This window comes from Chryseobacterium sp. POE27 (assembly GCF_039727685.1).
Taxonomy (GTDB): domain Bacteria; phylum Bacteroidota; class Bacteroidia; order Flavobacteriales; family Weeksellaceae; genus Chryseobacterium.
Genome location: NZ_CP152475.1, coordinates 4266771 through 4284486 on the forward strand (window position 1 = coordinate 4266771; position 17716 = coordinate 4284486).

Here is a 17716-nt window from a genome sequence, read left to right on the forward strand (position 1 = left end):
TCCTTCATAGCTTATATTAATTTTTATTCCAAATAGAACAAATCTATTAGCGGCCTCTTTTTAAAATCAAATTTTAGATTTACCTTTATTCTATTCAAATAATAATACCAGAATATTAATACAATAAAAGATCTATGGAATCAGAAAACAACCCGCTATTTCAAGAAATATTTAAATCTGAAAGTGAAATTCCCCAGGAATATAAAGTTCCTGAAATCCACCAGCGCGAATACCTGCTGAACGGAGAACTCGTCGTATGGGAAGGCGAAGTCCAGGAGATTTATTCACCGGTTTGCATTCGTACAGCAAACGGACTGGAGCGTAAACTGCTGGGCAGTGTCCCGAATATCGGACCGAAAGAAGCAATGGATGTTCTTGATGCCTGCGTAAAAGCCTACGACAACGGGCTGGGAGAGTGGCCTACGATGTCTGTGGAAGGGAGAATCAAGTGTATGCAGAAGTTTGTCTACCTGATGATTAAGGAGCGCGACGTTATTATCAGGCTGTTGATGTGGGAAATCGGAAAAACCTTGGCAGATTCTACCAAAGAATTCGACAGAACGGTAGATTATATCAACCAGACGATCGATGCGCTGAAGGATCTCGACCGTGAATCGTCCCGTTTCCAGCAAGCGGAAGGTACGATTGCACAGATCAGGAGAGCACCGTTGGGAGTGGTTCTCAGCATGGGACCGTTCAATTATCCGTTAAACGAAATATTCACGACGCTCATCCCTGCATTGATCATGGGAAATACGATTCTCTTCAAGCTTCCGAAGCATGGGGTGCTGGCACATTATCCGCTGTTGAAAGCCTTTAAAGAAGCCTTCCCGAAAGGAACGGTGAATACTTTATACGGTAAAGGAGCCGAGATCATCACGCCGATCATGGAAAGCGGGAAGGTGAATGTGCTGGCATTTATCGGTTCGAGTAAAGTGGCCAACGGTCTGAAAAAGCTTCATCCGAAGGTTAATCGTTTACGTGCGATTTTAAGCTTAGACGCTAAAAATGCAGCGATCGTTACTAAGAATGCCAATCTCGATGTAGCGGTGAGCGAATGTATTTTAGGATCGCTTTCATTTAACGGTCAGCGATGCACGGCATTGAAGTTGATCTTCGTTCAGAAAGAAGTGGCCGAGGAGTTTACCCAAAAACTGACGGCTGCCGTTGCTGCTATGAAACCGGGGCTTCCGTGGGAAAAAGATGTGAAGATCACGCCGCTTCCGGAAGTCAATAAACCTCCCTATTTAAAGGAATGTATCGAAGATGCTATGGGCAAAGGCGCAAAAGTCCTGAATGAAAACGGGGGATTTACCGAAGAATCATTCTTCTTTCCGGCCGTAGTATATCCCGTGAACGCTGATATGAAGCTGTATCATGAGGAGCAGTTTGGTCCGGTAATTCCGGTAGTTCCGTTTGATGATATCGAGGAACCGATCGAATACCAGGTGAATGCCGATCATGGAATGCAGGTAAGTATTTTCAGTGAAGATCCGCTGGAAGTTTCTAAGTTGATTGATCCGTTCGTGAATCTTGTGAGCCGTGTCAACATCAACTGTCAGGCACAGCGTGGTCCGGATGTTTTCCCTTTCACCGGAAGAAAAGACAGTGCTGAAGGGACCTTGTCTGTTTTTGATGCGCTTCGTTCATTCTCTATCCGTTCGCTTGTGGCGGCGAAGATTACGGATTCTAATAAGGATCTTCTGAACACAATTGTAAGGGATCATGATTCTAATTTCCTGAGTACGGATTATATTTTTTAGATTAAAACCTTTTTAAACTAATATTTGGATTTAACCGCAAAAGGAACCAAAAGACAAGTTTAAAAAGTTTTATGAGCTCATCAAAGCTTTTAAAAGAACAAAAATCAAGATTTTTAAAACTATTGTCAGCTTTTTTCTTTTATAAAATTGCTCATGATGGAATTTCTAATCTTTTGTAACTTTTGCGGTTAAATAAAAAAAGTTTAAACAAGCTTTTAGTATTAATCGGAGTGATTTTATTCAACCGCAGATTATCGTAGATTTACATGGATGACTGGGGTTAGCATTTGCAGTTATAGCTTTAAACCGAATTCAGATTACATTTAAAAATAAGATAATACAATAAATCCGCAGTACAAAATAGTGCTGCGGATTTTTGATTAATGAAATTTAAAATATCTATTTAGAGGATAAAGCTTAAATTACTTTTATAAACGGAATATCATTCAGTTTATAGGAAACTTTTGGATGTAATGGTAAAATATTCTTGATGATAAACTGTAACATTTTTGTAAGAAGATTACTAACCTCGTAGAGAGTAAGAAATTATGGCCTCAACAGAACAGGAATTTTTAGATCAAATTGAAAAGCATAAAGGAATCATTTTCAAGATTTCTAAAATGTACATGGATGATAAAGACGACCGTGATGATCTTTTTCAGGAAATCACATACCAGGTCTGGAAGGCATATCCTAATTTCAAAGGAAAGAGCGAATTTTCTACCTGGCTCTACCGCATTGCCCTGAACACGGCCATTATTTTCCTTAAAAATGAAAAGAAAAGAAGCTTCATCACCAGCGGAGAATATGAAGAATATAAGATCGCTCATGAAGAATTTAACGATGAAAAGGAAGAAAAACTGAATGTGATGTATAATGCCATTCACCAGCTGAATCCCATAGACAAGGCTTTTATTTTCTATTACCTTGAAGATTTTTCCGGAAAAGAGATTGCCGAACAAATGGGAATTTCCGAAGGTAATGTAAGGGTGAAAATGAACCGCGCCAAAAATAAACTTAAAGATATCTTAAGCTCAAATACATATTAATTTTTAAATCAACCGTCATGAATATAGATGAACTGAAAAATACCTGGAATCAGGATGATTCCTATGAAGAAACCCCGGAAATAAGCATGGAACACAAGAACAGAATCAATCTTCCACTTGAAAAGATGCGCAAGAATATGCGTATGGAGTTTTGGTCTACCGTTGGGATTTTTGTTTTTGCCTTTGCTGTGATCGCTGTTTCTCCCGGCCCGTTTAAGTTTAAATTTTATATTACCATTTTGATTGCTTCCATGGTTTTTGTGACTTTCTTTTTTTCAGCCAGTTTTTTAAACTCTATAAAAATATGAGTAATCCGGTCATGAAAACATATGACAGCCTGAAAGATCTTCTGCATCAGTTTCAGCTTAATAAGCAGTATTATCTGTCTTTTTACCTGTCTTTCGTGCCTTTTTTAGTGTGTGAAATTATTATAGTCCTGGAGTTTATTCCACGGCCTGTACCCTTATCGAATCTGAACATAGCGGGTGTTCTTATCGGCACTATGGTTATCACCATGCCATTGCTGTTTGTTCTAGGAAAATGGTGGTTTAATAAATTCTACGGAAAGTACATTCTTCAGATTGAAAATCTTGTTAGTGAACTGAAGAAATAGTTTCTGATTGATTGAGGAAGTAGTTTCGGCGGGCTGAAAGCCCGCCGAAACTACTGGGTATAGTAAGCAGGAAATTCCCTGACGATGGCATAAAGATCCCTCCATTCAAAATAATCCGGACTTACACTGCTTATGTTTTCAAAACCTCTATCCCTGAAAAGCTTTTTGGTTCTGGTCACATGAAAATATTGAGAAACTACGATAATACTCTTGAATGGAAAACGTTTTCTCAATGCTAATGTATTGTTAACACTTGCTCGTGTGGTGTTTCCAAGGTTATCAACAATAATAAGTGAATCGGGAATACCTTTGGCAACAAGGTATTGTTTCATTTTATCTCCTTCATAAAATCCTTCTTTTCCCAGTCCGCCGCTTACCAGAATTTTTTTAACCCTATGTTCTTTTATTAATTCCTCTCCTGTTTTCAGCCGTTCTTCCAGCCGTTTGGATAGGGTTCCGTCTTCATTAACCTTACTTCCGAGGATAACAGCAATATCCGCGGTTTTTCCACTGTCTGATATCCCGTCAATAATGATATATGCTGAGTGGATGGCGATCCAGAGGATGCCTGTCACTGCAATTATTTTTAAGTATCGCACACTGTTTTTCATCCTCATTTCATCAGATATTTCTTATTTTTTGCTTTTTCATTTTTGATATCAGTCAGAATCCAGTTCAGCTGAGGATCTCGCTGATGGATAATATCCTCCATAGTTTCTTTTATGGGAATATCCGGCAGCACGCCTTTTTTAGTTTGGGTAGGAGTGATATCCGGCTGCACGAGTACCAGCCCGATCGGAAGATCTATTTTGGAATTCGGAAGCACCTGGTAAGAATAGAATCCGGCAACGGTTCCATCGTTGGCACCGCCGGTTTCTTCGCCGACAAGTACAGCTCTTTTATCATTTTTAAGCTTTGCCGTCAGAATGGATGATGCAGAGAAACTTGAGCCGTTAATCAGGACGAAAATTTTTCCTTTAAAAGCATTTTTATCCGGCTTAGCAGGTTTATCGGCTTTTATTTTATAGTAAAACTTACCGTCTTTTTTGTACGTGCTGAAAGTTTGTGCAAAGAAAAAAGCAGGATAAGTAAAGGTTTTAAAGGTGTATTGCAAGAGATTACCTTTTCTGAAATAATTGGTTTTCAGAGGCGTTGTCGCTGAATTTACCTGAGAAGGTTTGATCAGAATGTAAGGCTCGGTCGTAAGATAAGAATATAATTTATGGATTTCTTCCAGCGAACCACCATAGTTATTTCTCACATCAATAATCAGGTAGGGGGGATTCGGCATTTTTAATTTTCTCAAATGCATTTTTATAAAACTTTTCCGAATAATCTCCCGAAAAACTTTTCACCTTAATATAGGCTATTGAGCTGTCTTTATCCAGAAACTTGAAATTCCTGTTATAGGAATCGCTAAAAGCGATGTAATCATTGATTTTTTTCTCTTTCGTCAGCTTTTTATTATCCTTATCTTTTTTAAGATCGGCTTCCGATTTCGATTCCCTCGTGAGGTTATATTCTTTTTTCTTTCCGTTGTAGAGCGTTTCTATGGTTGCTTTGTTTTCATAGCCTTTTTCAGCAACGTAATAGCTGAAAAAGAGATCTTTCAGAAAGTAAGGGGTAAAAGTAGTATTGAAGCCATCACTGCTGATGAGCCTTCGGTATCGTTTGATATAATAGGAAACCGGAGTGTGGTCAATAGAAATAATCTCAGTTCCCGGCGGTATATTTTCTATGGAATCTTTGTTCCCAATGATGAAAAGCCGGTCGCCTTTAACATAATATTCAAACCGGCTGAACATTCCTTTTTTATTCTCCAGGGCTTTAACCTCTTTTTTTGTAATTCTTTTAGAGGGAATTCTGAGAGAAAGATGTCCTTCGCGGATGTCGGAAATCACAGGCTGCAGTTTAAAATAAAACTGAAGGGGCGTAAGTGGTTCGTGAATAGTATTTTTTATACTGTCAAACTTATTGTCCAGATCCTGTTTTGAGATATACCAGAAAAGATCAGGATGCATCTCTTTGATTTTTGAATAGGCAAAATCAACGTCTTCCTTAAGCTTTTCAGCCGGAATACAGATGTTCTGCCGTTCGTTATGTTTACGTACAGATCCGCAGGCGGTTACCAGTAAAAGGACGAGCAGGAAGAAATAATTTTTCTGCACTTTTTGTTTTTTATTTCAAAATTAAAATTTTAACCATTAAGTTTAGAAAAAAGGCGTAATTTTTTCATTTAAATTAAAGGTTTATGTACTCATCAATCGTCATATGATATAATGTTACCCATTTATATGTACTTAAAAAAATGATTTATACCTTTATTACCATAGTTATAGCAATAGTTTTACTCTATTTTATTATTACGCGTCAGGAAGTTTTCGGTTCTGAAGCTAAAGGAGAAAGGCTTCTTAAAATGCAGCGTTCAGTGAATTATAAGAATAAGCAGTTCCGGAATCTGACGTACACTCCTGCGCTGGCAGAAGGATATTCAATGCCGAAAGTAATGTTCAGTTTTCTTTTCGATAAAAAGGATCCTCTTATTAAGCCTTTGCATAAAATCCCGTCAATGCATACGGATTTGAGAAATCTTCCAAAAGAACAGGACGTTTTTGTCTGGCTGGGGCATTCTTCATATTATATTCAGACGAGAGGTGTTTCTTTTCTGATTGATCCGGTGCTCAGTTCGTACGGTTCGCCTTTCAGGTTTTTTAACAAGGCATTTTCGGGAGCAGATATTTTTAAGCCTGAAGATATTCCTGCTATTGACTATCTGGTCATTACACACGATCATTATGATCATTTGGATTATCCTACTGTAAAGGCAATTAAAGATAGAGTAGGACAGGTTATTCTTCCGTTGGGAGTTGGTGCACATTTCGAAAAATGGGGCTACAAAGCCGATCAGCTGATTGAAGAAGATTGGGGTGCAGAGGTGAATTTAAAGAATAATATCAAAATTATATTCACTCCTGCAAGACATTTTTCGGGAAGAAAAATGAAAAGAAATGTTACTCTATGGACTTCTTATGTTCTGATAACGCCTGAGAAAAGATTATTTCTGGGCGGTGACAGCGGGTATGATACTCATTTTAAAATGATTGGTGAACAATATGGGCCGTTTGATTTTGCCATCATCGAAAACGGACAGTATAATGAAGCCTGGAAATATATTCATGCGTTGCCAGATGATGTTATTCAGGCAAGTATCGATGTAAAGGCTAAAAATGTAATTCCTGTGCATTCTTCAAAGTTTGCCCTTGCACTTCATCCGTGGAATGAACCTTTACAGAAAATCACAAACCTTGCTAAAGACAAAGATTTACATCTTTTAACCCCGATGATTGGCCAACCTGTAGATCTTAATGCAAAAGACAATCATTTCGGTAAGTGGTGGGATACTGAATAATTAGGCATGCCAGATATTTTTATATCTTGAAGGATGATTTTCAAACTGCTGTCGTACAAAATCACATTCAGGATCTACCAGGAGATCTTTTTCTTCAGCGTAACGCACCAGTTCGTCAAGCAACATTTTCGCGTAGCCTTTTCCCTCGCGTTCTTCATCCAGTTTGGTGTAGTACACGATCAGCAGTCTGCCATCAACTTCGATAGACATATAGCCCGCCTTTTTTTCATCAATTAATATCTGCAACTCATCCTGATATGGAGATATTTCAAATTTTATACTTTCCATGATTCCCGGATTTTTGATGTTAATAAAATGATTCTGAGAGTTTTCTCCTTTTAAAATTACAAATTAAAAATGAGATAAGTAATTTTTTAATTGTTTTTAAGAGGTATGGGAGACAGTGTTATTGAGATTGATTAATCTTTAGTTTATTTTATCTATTGTTTTTTGAAATTGTTTTGTTTGAATTTTATAATTTTGAACCATGGAATCAAATGAAACAGTAAAAGGTTTTTATAAGCGAATCGGTCTGGAGTGTGTAAAAACATCGGGATTAGGGCATTTTAATGTTTTTTCAAGGGAAAATTGCTCCCTTATCACCCCTTACAGCAGAAGAGATTATTACAAAATTTGCCTGATCATAGGAAAGGGGAAACTCCATTATGCTGATAAATGGATTTCAGTAGATAGACCCGCACTATTGTTTTCAAATCCGCTTGTTCCATACTCCTGGGAAGCGGAAAATAATGATCAGAAAGGATTTTTCTGCCTCTTTACCGATCAGTTTGTCCATGATGGAAGCCGGCTGGGAAATATTCAGGAGTCTCAGCTTTTTAAGATTGGCGGAACTCCCGTTTTCTTTATTGATGAAGAACAGCAGAAAACAGTTGCGGATATTTTTCTTAAAATGATGACTGAAATTCAATCAGATTATCTGCATAAATATGATATGTTGCGGGCTTATCTTCATCTTCTGATCCATGAAACAATGAAAATGCAGCCTGCAGAAAATTTTGAGCCGTATCAGAATGCTTCCCAGAGAGTAGCATCTTTATTTATGGAGCTTCTTGAGAGACAGTTCCCGATTGACAGCCCTGAAAGATCCCTACAGCTGAAAAGCCCGGTTGATTATGCCGAAAGCTTGTCCATTCATGTCAATTCGTTAAACCGTTCGGTAAAAGAAATTACCGGAAAAACCACGAGCCAGCAAATTTCAGCAAGAATTATTCAGGAAGCCAATGCATTATTAAAACACACTGACTGGAATATCTCTGAAATAGCTTATGGTCTGGGTTTTGAGGAGCCTGCTTATTTCACTAACTATTTTAAAAAGCAGACAGGAATGTCTCCTAATACTGTGAGAACTGCTGTTGTTTGAATTTTATAATTCTTCGTTTGAATTCTATATTGAAATCTATAAAGAGCTGTTATAATTTTGTGCTGTAAATTTTAAATCACAAACCATCATGAAATTTAGAAAATTAGGAAACACAGGAGAACAGTTATCTGCAATAGGCTTGGGATGTATGGGAATGAGTTTTGCCTACGGACCGACGAATGAGCAGGAAAATATCAACACTCTGCATAAAGCGCTGGATCTGGGAATTAACTTTTGGGATACGGCCGATATGTATGCCAATGGTGATAATGAAAAACTGATTTCAAAAGTTTTAGTTCCGAACCGTGATAAAATTTTTATCGCCACTAAATTCGGCTTTCGTTTCAAAGATGGAAATGCCGGTCACAGCGGATCTCCCGGGACATATTTTGACGGATCTCCGGAATGGATCAAAAAGGCAGTTGACTTGAGCCTTCAACGACTAAAAATTGATGAGATCGATTTATATTACGCTCACAGAGTAGATCCGAATATTCCTGTCGAAGAAACAGTAGGCGCAATGGCAGATCTTGTAAAAGCAGGTAAAGTAAAGTATTTAGGATTGTCAGAAGCTTCCGCAGAATCCATAAGAAAAGCGAATAAGATTCATCCGATTACGGCTTTACAGTCAGAATATTCATTGTTAACCAGAGATATTGAGAAAGAGATTTTACCTACGATCAGGGAACTCGGAATTACTTTAGTTCCTTATTCTCCGTTGGCCAGAGGGCTTTTTTCCAATATCAATGATGCTCAGAATTTGGGAGATGATGATTTCAGAAAATCTTTGCCACGTTATCAGAATGAATTTTTGGAAAATAACAGAAACCTGGCAAAAGAAATTAATGAGTTTGCTGAATCTAAAGGAATTAAAGGGACTCAGCTTGCTTTGGCCTGGGTTTTAAATCAGGGAGACGATATCATTCCTATTCCCGGAACAAAACGCATTAAATATTTAGAAGAAAACATTGAAGCTACGAATGTTGAACTTTCTTCATCAGATTTGGAAACCATAGATTCTATTCTTAAAAAATATCCGAATATTGGAGAAAGATACAGCGAAGGAGCTATGAAATTGGTAAATAACTGAAGATATTATTCTAATCATTTCCGTTGTGTCAGCAGGATCTGATTTTTTTGAAACGTTTTATAGAGCATGGTTACACTTAAAGAAAAAAATAAATTTATTGCTACGGTTTTGGCATTTGCAGTCATTCCGATGTCGGGTCTGGCAACAGATATCTACTTACCTTCAATGCCGAGTATGGCGACAGAGCTTCAACAGCCGGAAAGCAACATTCAGCTTACATTATCGATATTTCTGATCAGTTACGGACTGACCCAGTTTTTTGCCGGTAGTATTGTAGATTCTTTCGGGAGATACAGAATTACGATGATGTCTCTTGCTTTGTTTGTGTTGTCTTTTTTAATTACTGCGACAACACAGAATATCTTTGTGATTTATGCTATGCGTGTATTACAAGGTATTCTTTCGGGTTTTGCGGTAGTTGCCAAAAGAGCATTTTTTGTCGATGTTTATGAGGGGGAGGAGCGGAAGCATTATCTCAGCATCATGACGATTGTCTGGTCGGTAGGTCCTATTATTGCACCTTTTATCGGGGGATATTTACAGAAGAATTTTGGATGGCAGTCGAATTTTTATGTCCTTGCCGGATACAGTTTACTTCTTTTATTCTTAGAGTTAATATTTTCCGGTGAAACGCTTAAAAAAAGAAATCCTTTTCATATTGAGTTTCTCATTAAAGAATATAATTCAATGTTTAAAGCCAAAGATTTCTTTTATGGAATGATCATGTGCGGGCTGAGCTATTCAATGATTATGTTTTTCAATCTCTGCGGATCTTTTATTATTGAACATAAAATGGGCTATTCTGAAGTGGTGGCGGGCTACGTTTCCCTGATTCTGGGATTTGCATGGATGTCCGGTGGCTTTTTAGGTAAAGCATTAATCAATAAAGCGTTCTTGCCTAAAATCCGTAATGCCAACTTCATACAGCTGCTTTTAATTATCCTGATGTTTATTGCTTCTTATTTCTCCAATAACATCTACAGTTTGGTTGCTTTTGCATTTTTGATCCACGTTACGGCCGGATTTATTTTCAACAATTATTTCTCTTACTGTATCGGAAGATTCCCGAATTCAGCAGGAATTGCAGGCGGTCTTACCGGCGGAGTTGCTTTTATCATTACATCCGCCATCAGCTATGGAATTGTAGCCGTAATCAAACCTCAAATTCAGCTTGAAGTGGCGGAAGGATATTTTGTGTTGGGAATTTTAGGATTATTTATTTTAAGTATGATTAAATTTCGGAAAGCACATATTTAAAAAGATTGAACTCATTCTTAAGTTTTAAAACAAAAAGCTCCCTTTAAAAAAGGAGCTTTCATTTTTATATCAAAAATCGGGAATTAAATTCCGTCAATGATTTCATTTAAAACAGTACTTGGTCTCATAGCAGAGTACGTTTTGTACTTATCTGTTTTGTAATATCCACCGATATCTTGAGGTTTCCCCTGAGCACCGATCAATTCAGCATTGATTACTTCTTCATTCTCTTTCATTGTCTGTGCAATCGGAGCAAACTGTGCTGCTAATTCTGCATCAGCTGTCTGATTTGCCAAGGCTTCAGCCCAATACATCGCCAGATAGAAGTGAGAGCCTCTGTTGTCGATCTGTCCTACTTTTCTTGCAGGAGATTTATCTGTAGCCAGGAATTTAGCATTAGCTTCATCCAGTGCATCAGCTAAAACCTGAGCTTTTGCATTGTTCTGAGTTTGTGCCAAATGCTCTAAAGAAGCCTGTAAAGCTAAAAATTCTCCTAAAGAATCCCATCTTAAATAGCCTTCTTCCAGGAATTGCTCAATGTGTTTTGGTGCAGAACCTCCGGCTCCTGTTTCAAATAAACCACCACCATTCATTAATGGAACAATAGAAAGCATTTTAGCAGAAGTTCCAAGTTCAAGGATAGGGAAAAGATCTGTTAAATAATCTCTCAATACATTTCCTGAAACAGAAATCGTATCTTTTCCTTCTCTTGCTCTTTTTAATGTTTCCGTCATTGCATCTTTTACATCCATAATTCTGATGTCAAGACCGTTTGTATCGTAATCTTTAAGATATTTTTTAACCTTTTTGATAATTTCTCTGTCGTGCGCTCTTCCTTTGTCCAGCCAGAAAATAGCAGGTGTATCTGATAATCTTGATCTGTTTACGGCCAGTTTTACCCAATCCTGAATTGGAGCATCTTTTGTCTGACACATTCTGAAAATATCACCTTTTTCTACTTTTTGAGAAAGAAGAACACTTCCGTTTTCGTCCTGAACTTCGATAGTTCCGTCTCCAGCAGACTGGAAAGTCTTATCGTGAGAACCGTACTCTTCAGCCTTTTGAGCCATTAAACCTACGTTCGGAACAGAACCCATAGTTGTAGGATCCAGTTTTCCGTGTGCTTTCATATCATCGATAACCGATTGATAGAAACCTGCATAAGCACGGTCAGGAATGATACAAACCGTATCTTCTTCTTTTCCGTCTTTATTCCACATTTTACCTCCGCCTCTTACCAAAGCAGCCATAGATGCATCTACAATAATATCGGAAGGAACGTGGAAGTTGGTAATTCCTTTGTCTGAATTTACCATTGCCACTCTTGGTCCGTTCGCTAAAGCCGCATCAATATCAGCCTTGATTTCAGCTTCCTGAGCATTTCCTTTAATTTTATCGAAAAGATCGGCAAGACCATTATTTGGATTGACATCTAAAGACTTGAACGTTTCAGCATATTTAGTGAAAACATCTTTAAAGAAAGTTTCTACGATAGCCCCAAAAATAACAGGATCAGAGATTTTCATCATCGTAGCTTTCAGGTGAGCAGAAAGAAGTATGTTTCTGTCTTTTGCCTCATTAATTGCCTGCTGAACGAAAGCTTTCAATGCATTTAAATTCATCACAGAAGAATCGATTACTTCTCCCGCCTGAAGATTAGCATAGTCTTTCAGCTGAGTTTCAGAGCCATCGTTTCCTTTAAATACGATTCTGTATTTTGTTGCATTTTCTAACGTTGTTGAAGTTTCTGTTCCGTAGAAATCTCCGCTTTCCATGTGGGCAACATCTGTTTTACTGTCAGAAGCCCAATCGCCCATTCTGTGAGGATTTGCTTTTGCATAGTTTTTAACAGCTTTAGGAGCACGTCTGTCAGAATTTCCTTCTCTTAACACAGGATTTACCGCACTTCCCAAAACTTTTGCATATTTAGCTTTAATAGCTTTTTCGTCATCATTTTTAGGTTCGGCAGGATAATTCGGAACCGCAAAACCTTTAGCCTGAAGTTCAGCGATAGCAGCATCCAGCTGAGGTGCAGAAGCCGAAATGTTAGGTAATTTGATAATGTTTGCATCCGGCTGAGTAGCCAGCTGACCTAATTCTGCCAGTGCATCACCGATTTTCTGATCTTCTTTCAGAAATTCCGGGAAGTTGGCTAAAATTCTCCCTGCCAGGGAAATATCCGGTACCGCGATCTCAATATCTGCTGATTTGGTAAAAGCTTTCACAATCGGTAAAAACGAGTGTGTAGCCAGCATTGGAGCCTCATCCGTAAGGGTGTAATAGATTTTTGATTTGTCTGACATTATACTGTTATTTATTATTTGATTTTTTAAGACTCACAAATTTAGTTAAAAATTAATTTTTTAAATGAATACTCATCAAGATTTTCGACTTTAAGATTAATTTAACCTTTAATTCAAGAAATAGTTTTTTCTTTTAATTAAATTTGAGAAACAAAAAAAGAATTATGTCAACAACAATTACTTTAAAAGGAAATGAAGTGCACACCATAGGCAAATTACCGGAAGTGGGGACTACCATTAGGGATTTTGCACTGGTAGATTCACATTTACATGTAAAAACACTTGAGAACTTCCACGGAAAGAAGAAGGTTTTTAATATTTTTCCGAGCATTGACACCCCTACATGCGCATCTTCAGCAAGAAAATTCAATGAAGAGGCTTCTGCGCTGCATAATACGGTTGTAATCAATGTTTCTAAAGACTTACCTTTTGCTTTGGGAAGATTCTGTGCCGCTGAGGGTCTTGACAATGTAGAAACGCTTTCGGATTTCAGAAGCAGCTTTGGAGACGATTATGAAGTGACCATCACCGACTCTCCGATGAAAGGGCTTCTGAGCCGTGCCGTGATTGTTACCGATGAAAACGATAAAGTGATATATACAGAACAGGTGTCGGAAATAGCACACGAACCAAATTATGAAGCCGCTTTAGCCGCATTGAAATAATTAAAAAATCATACTTCTAAAGCCTTGTGAATTTTGCAGGGCTTTTTTTGTCAGTTTAAACGCAATTTATACGAATATTTACACGAATAACATAACCTGCATCAAGGGATAAGGACTTAAGTCAGCTTAATTAAACGGCAATTCAAATTAGCTTTAGCTAAACTTTAAAATACTTCGCTAATACTAAGCATAGATTCCTCCTTCGTCAGAATGACAAACGGAGTGCATATTTTAATTTGTTTCATTTGTGGAAAAAATTGGTGTTTGAAATACTGACCTCAATCATTAAAATTTAATTACAATAATCCTACCTTTACATCATGAAACGTTCAGGAACAGCAGATCTACCTCTTCACTACGGCAAAGTACCGCCTTGGTTGTATGAGCGTATGTCTCTGCTGGGTCTTTCCATTATTGAAGTTATCCTGGCTGACTACGGAAAAGATGAGGTATTGAGAAGATTGGCAGATCCGTTTTGGTTTCAGAGTTTTGGAGCAGTTATGGGAATGGACTGGCATTCTTCGGGGATTACCACTTCCGTGATGGGCGCTTTAAAACGTTCGATAAACCCAAATTCCCAATCGCTCGGACTCTACATTTGTGGTGGAAAAGGAAAATTTTCAAGAGAAACACCGTCCGAATTGATACAAATTGCCGATAAAACCGGTCTGAACGGAACAGAATTGGTAAGAGCCAGCAAGCTTTCGGCAAAAGTTGATAACACGGCGGTGCAGGATGGTTATCAGCTCTATCTTCATAGTTTTATACTGGCCGATAACGGAAACTGGAGCGTTGTTCAGCAGGGAATGCATGAATCCGACAGTACCGCAAGACGTTATCACTGGCATTCTGAGAATATTAAATCTTTTGTAGAAGAACCTCATACGGGAATCAATGGAATATCAAGAGGGAAAATTTTAAACCTTACCGATTCTGAAGCTTCAGACAACAGAAAAGGAATTCTCGAGATCTCCCACACGGATTCTGCGAAGATCATGAGCGATTTTGCAAGACTTATTCTTCCGGCTCATCACGATGTGCAGGCTTCTGATGTAGATTTAAAACGTCTTGGAGCGCTTTTATACATTACCCGCGAACAGCAACCGCAAAACTTTGAAGACTTGCTGATGCTGGAAGGAGTAGGACCCAGAACGATGCAGTCGCTGGCATTGGTAAGTGAAGTGATTCATGGAGCGCCATCAAGATTTACCGATCCTGCCAGATTTTCTTTTGCACATGGTGGAAAAGACGGTCATCCGTTTCCTGTGCCTACTAAAGTTTATGATGAAAGCATCAATATTATCAGAAAAGGAATTGAAAAATCCAAGCTTGGAAATTCCGATAAATTGAGGACCATCAATAAACTTCATGATATTGTCGTAAAAACCGAAAAGGACTTTACCCCGGATTTTGATATTCAGGAAGTAATTGAAGATGAAAAGCAAAATTCGTGGCGTTTTGGTGGAAAAACTGTTTTTGGAGATGCACAGAAACCTTCACCTCCAAAACCTATCCAGCTTTCCCTGTTCTGATAGACAATAAAAAAAGCTTTATACTTTTAGATCAGCTAAAAGTATAAAGCCTTAGATTAAAATTCTTTAACTGAATTTTCGATTGTTAAATGGCCGTTGACAACGTCAGATCTTCCCAGTCTTTTGCATCTTTTGTGATAGCATCGATCTTATTGTTCAGAAATTCCGTAGCGCCTACACCAAGTAGCAAATGTACCGGCGGATTCTCTTCTTTGCTGATCTGTATCAGCACATCAGCTGCTTTTTCAGGATCATTGGGCTGGTTGCCGTTGATCTCATCAAGGTGGGCTTTCTCAGAGTTTCTCGCCGCTTCGTAAGCTTCAATAGAATTTTCAGGAGTTCTTACAGAATCTTTCGTCAGGAAATCCGTACGGAAATAAGCAGGATAAACAACGGTGGCATGAACTCCAAAGTCTCTTGCTTCTTCAGCCAGAGCCTCGGTGAATCCTGCTACGGCAAATTTTGTTGAACAATAAACACCCCAACCCGGAAAGCCTCCATAATAGCCTCCGACAGACGAAATATTGAAGATATTCCCTGATTTCTGCTCGCGCAAGTAAGGCATTGCATTTCTGATCACATTTAATGTTCCGAAAACGTTGACATCAAAATTCGCTCTTGCTTCTTCATCACTCAACTCTTCCAGGGTACCCAACTGTCCATATCCGGCATTGTTAACGATTACATCTATTTTTCCGAAATGTTCAACCGTCTTGTCTATGGCAGATTTTACATCATTGTTATCTGTAATATTCATGCTCAACGGCAGGAAATTTTCTGAAGGTTCTCCGAATCCCGACGTTAAAGCTTCCACCGTACGACTTGTTGCCGCTACCTGAAATCCTTCAGACAATAATTTTTTCACCAGTTCAAATCCAAGCCCCTTTGACGCTCCTGTTACGAACCATACTTTTTTTGTTTCCATTTCTTTAATATTTTTTTTATTTTAAATGATGGTACAAAGATGGAAAGAAGATGGTTTTTAAAAGTAGCCTGATCCACGAATGATGTATCCAAATCGTGAATATTATTTAAGGTATTTGCTCTCGTTTGTATTGCAACAAAAGTTCTATTAATAGTAAAAAAGAGAAACCCGAAGACTTCTCTTTATTAAATCATCTTGAAAATTACCACGAGCTGATGCCGTTTTCATCTTCAATATCATTGCTGAAATATTGTCCGGTCGGTCCGTTTTCATCTGTCAGTGTATGTTTAACAATAAATGATGCTGCGCTTTCTACGGAACCTGGTCCGCTATGACCATTAAAATCTGTTGCTGTATAACCTGGATCAATCACGTTTACTTTGAATGGTTGATCTTTTAATTCATACGCCAGCGTAATGGTGTAAGCATTTAATGCAGATTTTGAAGGACCATAAGCGGCAGTTTTCACATGATAATATTTCCATTCCGGATCGCTGTGCAAGGTGAGAGAACCTAATCCCGAAGTAATATTGCTGATACGCGGGCTGTCCGACTTTTTAAGCAAATCTAAAAAGTCCTGAGTAACATTAATCACGCCAAAGAAATTGGTGTCAAAAACTTCGCGGATATCATTTACTGATGTTTCTGCTGCGGTCTGAGGATTCACTCCCAAAATTCCGGCATTGTTGATAAGGATATCCAGTTTTCCCTGTTCGTTTTCAATAACTTTTTTTGCATTTGCAATTGATTCAGGATTGATAACATCGATTTCAATAGCTTTAATATTCTGAAATCCTTTTTCTGTGAGTTCTTTTACTACTTTTTCACCATTTTCAAGATTACGGCTTCCTAAATAAACAAATAATCCTTTTTCTGAAAGCTGTTTTGCGGTTTCAAGGCCAATGCTTCTGTTGGCTCCTGTAATTAATACTGTTTTCATTTTTTATATTTAAATTGATGGTGTAAAATTCTGACAATAAAACAGGATGACATTTGCCATTTGGCAAAAAGAGAAAAGCGGGAGAAAAGGATGCTGGATGATGAAAGATTATTCCACTTTGGAGGGTGGCAAAAATTCAAAGAATTTTTGAAGGACTGGTTTAAAATATGCAGTAATCTGCAAAATATAAATTAAAGCCTGATATTCTTCCTTATTCTACTCAAAGAAGATTGTGTAACTCCGAGATAAGAAGCAACATACGAAAGCGGAATTCTGTTGACCGCTGTTGGGTATATCTCCAGGAACTTCAGATAGCGGGTCGTAGCATCTTCGGTAACAAGCGGACTTCTTCTTTCCACTTTCTGCATCAAAGCTCTTGAAATGATTTTGTGAACGATGGCGTCAAACCCTACAATCGTCTGTAAAAGTTCCAGCCAGTCTTTTCTCTGAAAAACAACGATCTTGCAATCCGTCACTGCCTGAACATAAGCGCTTGAACAGATTTGATTATCAAAACTTTCAAGATCTACGACCAGATTGTTTTCTTCGATAAAATATTTCGTGATTTCTTCACTTTTGTTGTTATAATAACAGACCCGGAGAATACCGTCTACAATAAAACCTACCTGTTTGGCGATCTTTCCGGCTTCCGAAAAGTACTCCTCTTTGGGGATGCTGATCTCTGTCGCTTTCTCTGTAATAAAATCGATCTGCTGCTGATTGAGATTTCCGAATCTCAGGATAAAATCAAATAATTCTTTCATGAATGCAAGGTAAAAAAAGGAATCT

18 protein-coding genes are annotated in these 17716 nt (G+C 38.1%); 10 read left to right on the forward strand and 8 right to left on the reverse strand.

All coding sequences use genetic code 11. The annotated features are described in order from the left end of the window. The first annotated feature begins 134 nt into the window (after positions 1 to 134). From AAHI02_RS20480 to AAHI02_RS20495, 4 genes are all read left to right on the forward strand, one after another. On the forward strand, positions 135 to 1763 hold the full coding sequence (locus AAHI02_RS20480) for an NADP-dependent glyceraldehyde-3-phosphate dehydrogenase (RefSeq protein WP_346984738.1): 1629 nt from the start codon (positions 135 to 137) through the stop codon (positions 1761 to 1763). A 548-nt stretch (positions 1764 to 2311) separates the two neighbouring features. Beyond that, positions 2312 to 2812: an RNA polymerase sigma factor gene (locus tag AAHI02_RS20485; protein WP_346984739.1), complete on the forward strand. Its 501-nt coding sequence runs from the start codon at positions 2312 to 2314 to the stop codon at positions 2810 to 2812. Positions 2813 to 2829: 17 nt separating this feature from the next. Further along, positions 2830 to 3120 carry a hypothetical protein gene (locus AAHI02_RS20490; protein WP_346984740.1) on the forward strand — a complete coding sequence of 97 codons (291 nt, stop codon included), beginning with the start codon at positions 2830 to 2832 and terminating at the stop codon, positions 3118 to 3120. Further along, on the forward strand, positions 3117 to 3425 hold the full coding sequence (locus AAHI02_RS20495) for a hypothetical protein (RefSeq protein WP_346984741.1): 309 nt from the start codon (positions 3117 to 3119) through the stop codon (positions 3423 to 3425). Before AAHI02_RS20490 ends, AAHI02_RS20495 begins: the two co-directional genes overlap by 4 nt. 50 nt (positions 3426 to 3475) lie before the next feature. Here AAHI02_RS20495 and AAHI02_RS20500 read toward each other — a convergent pair whose 3' ends face one another. The 3 genes from AAHI02_RS20500 to AAHI02_RS20510 are packed head-to-tail and all read right to left on the reverse strand — an operon-like array spanning position 3476 to position 5593. Then, entirely contained in the window at positions 3476 to 4000 is a 525-nt protein-coding gene (locus tag AAHI02_RS20500; RefSeq protein ID WP_346984742.1) for a YdcF family protein, read from the reverse strand. Between the two features lie 38 nt (positions 4001 to 4038). Then, positions 4039 to 4716, reverse strand: a complete 678-nt coding sequence (locus AAHI02_RS20505; RefSeq protein WP_346984743.1) for a S41 family peptidase — start codon at positions 4714 to 4716, stop codon at positions 4039 to 4041. Beyond that, a complete protein-coding gene (locus AAHI02_RS20510) occupies positions 4688 to 5593 on the reverse strand; it encodes a hypothetical protein (protein ID WP_346984744.1) in 906 nt (301 codons plus the stop codon). The genes AAHI02_RS20505 and AAHI02_RS20510 overlap by 29 nt, the downstream gene beginning before the upstream one ends. A 140-nt stretch (positions 5594 to 5733) precedes the next feature. Between AAHI02_RS20510 and AAHI02_RS20515 the strand changes: the two genes are divergently transcribed. Then, positions 5734 to 6834 (forward strand): MBL fold metallo-hydrolase, encoded by a 1101-nt coding sequence (locus AAHI02_RS20515; protein WP_346984745.1) that lies wholly within the window; start codon positions 5734 to 5736, stop codon positions 6832 to 6834. Here the strand turns inward: AAHI02_RS20515 and AAHI02_RS20520 are convergent, their stop codons facing one another. Then, on the reverse strand, positions 6835 to 7122 hold the full coding sequence (locus AAHI02_RS20520) for an N-acetyltransferase (protein WP_346984746.1): 288 nt from the start codon (positions 7120 to 7122) through the stop codon (positions 6835 to 6837). Positions 7123 to 7321: 199 nt separating this feature from the next. On the opposite strand from AAHI02_RS20520, the gene AAHI02_RS20525 reads away from it, so the two are divergent. The 3 genes from AAHI02_RS20525 to AAHI02_RS20535 all read left to right on the forward strand — a co-directional run bounded on the left by AAHI02_RS20525 (position 7322) and on the right by AAHI02_RS20535 (position 10562). Continuing rightward, on the forward strand, positions 7322 to 8215 hold the full coding sequence (locus AAHI02_RS20525; protein ID WP_346984747.1) for a helix-turn-helix domain-containing protein: 894 nt from the start codon (positions 7322 to 7324) through the stop codon (positions 8213 to 8215). Between the two features lie 88 nt (positions 8216 to 8303). Beyond that, positions 8304 to 9305 carry an aldo/keto reductase gene (locus AAHI02_RS20530; RefSeq protein ID WP_346984748.1) on the forward strand — a complete coding sequence of 334 codons (1002 nt, stop codon included), beginning with the start codon at positions 8304 to 8306 and terminating at the stop codon, positions 9303 to 9305. A gap of 66 nt (positions 9306 to 9371) precedes the next feature. Then, positions 9372 to 10562 carry an MFS transporter gene (locus tag AAHI02_RS20535; RefSeq protein ID WP_346984749.1) on the forward strand — a complete coding sequence of 397 codons (1191 nt, stop codon included), beginning with the start codon at positions 9372 to 9374 and terminating at the stop codon, positions 10560 to 10562. 83 nt (positions 10563 to 10645) lie between these two features. Here the strand turns inward: AAHI02_RS20535 and AAHI02_RS20540 are convergent, their stop codons facing one another. Further along, positions 10646 to 12865, reverse strand: a complete 2220-nt coding sequence (locus tag AAHI02_RS20540; RefSeq protein WP_346984750.1) for an NADP-dependent isocitrate dehydrogenase — start codon at positions 12863 to 12865, stop codon at positions 10646 to 10648. Positions 12866 to 13029: 164 nt separating this feature from the next. Here AAHI02_RS20540 and tpx point away from each other — a divergent pair, with 164 nt between their 5' ends. Both tpx and AAHI02_RS20550 read left to right on the forward strand, forming a co-directional pair. Continuing rightward, positions 13030 to 13530 carry a thiol peroxidase gene (tpx, locus tag AAHI02_RS20545; RefSeq protein ID WP_346984751.1) on the forward strand — a complete coding sequence of 167 codons (501 nt, stop codon included), beginning with the start codon at positions 13030 to 13032 and terminating at the stop codon, positions 13528 to 13530. 320 nt (positions 13531 to 13850) lie between these two features. Further along, complete coding sequence (locus AAHI02_RS20550) at positions 13851 to 15062, forward strand: DUF763 domain-containing protein (RefSeq protein WP_346984752.1); 1212 nt, start codon at positions 13851 to 13853, stop codon at positions 15060 to 15062. A gap of 85 nt (positions 15063 to 15147) precedes the next feature. On the opposite strand, the gene AAHI02_RS20555 is transcribed toward AAHI02_RS20550, so the two are convergent. The 3 genes from AAHI02_RS20555 to AAHI02_RS20565 all read right to left on the reverse strand — a co-directional run bounded on the left by AAHI02_RS20555 (position 15148) and on the right by AAHI02_RS20565 (position 17691). After that, the gene (locus AAHI02_RS20555) at positions 15148 to 15987 is read right to left on the reverse strand and encodes an SDR family NAD(P)-dependent oxidoreductase (RefSeq protein ID WP_346984753.1); all 840 of its coding nucleotides are present in this window, start codon (positions 15985 to 15987) and stop codon (positions 15148 to 15150) included. Between the two features lie 202 nt (positions 15988 to 16189). Further along, positions 16190 to 16927, reverse strand: a complete 738-nt coding sequence (locus AAHI02_RS20560; RefSeq protein WP_346984754.1) for an SDR family oxidoreductase — start codon at positions 16925 to 16927, stop codon at positions 16190 to 16192. Positions 16928 to 17118: 191 nt separating this feature from the next. Beyond that, positions 17119 to 17691 carry a Crp/Fnr family transcriptional regulator gene (locus tag AAHI02_RS20565; RefSeq protein ID WP_346984755.1) on the reverse strand — a complete coding sequence of 191 codons (573 nt, stop codon included), beginning with the start codon at positions 17689 to 17691 and terminating at the stop codon, positions 17119 to 17121. Between the last annotated feature and the right edge of the window lie 25 nt (positions 17692 to 17716).

Bases quoted from the DNA above. Each gene is read 5' to 3' on its own strand.
- AAHI02_RS20495 (WP_346984741.1), top strand. From the start codon at position 3,117: ATGAGTAATCCGGTCATGAAAACATATGACAGCCTGAAAGATCTTCTG.
- AAHI02_RS20555 (WP_346984753.1), bottom strand. From the start codon at position 15,987: ATGGAAACAAAAAAAGTATGGTTCGTAACAGGAGCGTCAAAGGGGCTT.
- AAHI02_RS20565 (WP_346984755.1), bottom strand. From the start codon at position 17,691: ATGAAAGAATTATTTGATTTTATCCTGAGATTCGGAAATCTCAATCAG.
- AAHI02_RS20505 (WP_346984743.1), bottom strand. From the start codon at position 4,716: ATGCCGAATCCCCCCTACCTGATTATTGATGTGAGAAATAACTATGGT.
- AAHI02_RS20515 (WP_346984745.1), top strand. From the start codon at position 5,734: ATGATTTATACCTTTATTACCATAGTTATAGCAATAGTTTTACTCTAT.
- AAHI02_RS20490 (WP_346984740.1), top strand. From the start codon at position 2,830: ATGAATATAGATGAACTGAAAAATACCTGGAATCAGGATGATTCCTAT.
- AAHI02_RS20530 (WP_346984748.1), top strand. From the start codon at position 8,304: ATGAAATTTAGAAAATTAGGAAACACAGGAGAACAGTTATCTGCAATA.
- AAHI02_RS20540 (WP_346984750.1), bottom strand. From the start codon at position 12,865: ATGTCAGACAAATCAAAAATCTATTACACCCTTACGGATGAGGCTCCA.
- AAHI02_RS20525 (WP_346984747.1), top strand. From the start codon at position 7,322: ATGGAATCAAATGAAACAGTAAAAGGTTTTTATAAGCGAATCGGTCTG.
- AAHI02_RS20560 (WP_346984754.1), bottom strand. From the start codon at position 16,927: ATGAAAACAGTATTAATTACAGGAGCCAACAGAAGCATTGGCCTTGAA.
- AAHI02_RS20550 (WP_346984752.1), top strand. From the start codon at position 13,851: ATGAAACGTTCAGGAACAGCAGATCTACCTCTTCACTACGGCAAAGTA.
- AAHI02_RS20520 (WP_346984746.1), bottom strand. From the start codon at position 7,122: ATGGAAAGTATAAAATTTGAAATATCTCCATATCAGGATGAGTTGCAG.
- AAHI02_RS20535 (WP_346984749.1), top strand. From the start codon at position 9,372: ATGGTTACACTTAAAGAAAAAAATAAATTTATTGCTACGGTTTTGGCA.
- AAHI02_RS20480 (WP_346984738.1), top strand. From the start codon at position 135: ATGGAATCAGAAAACAACCCGCTATTTCAAGAAATATTTAAATCTGAA.
- AAHI02_RS20485 (WP_346984739.1), top strand. From the start codon at position 2,312: ATGGCCTCAACAGAACAGGAATTTTTAGATCAAATTGAAAAGCATAAA.
- tpx (WP_346984751.1), top strand. From the start codon at position 13,030: ATGTCAACAACAATTACTTTAAAAGGAAATGAAGTGCACACCATAGGC.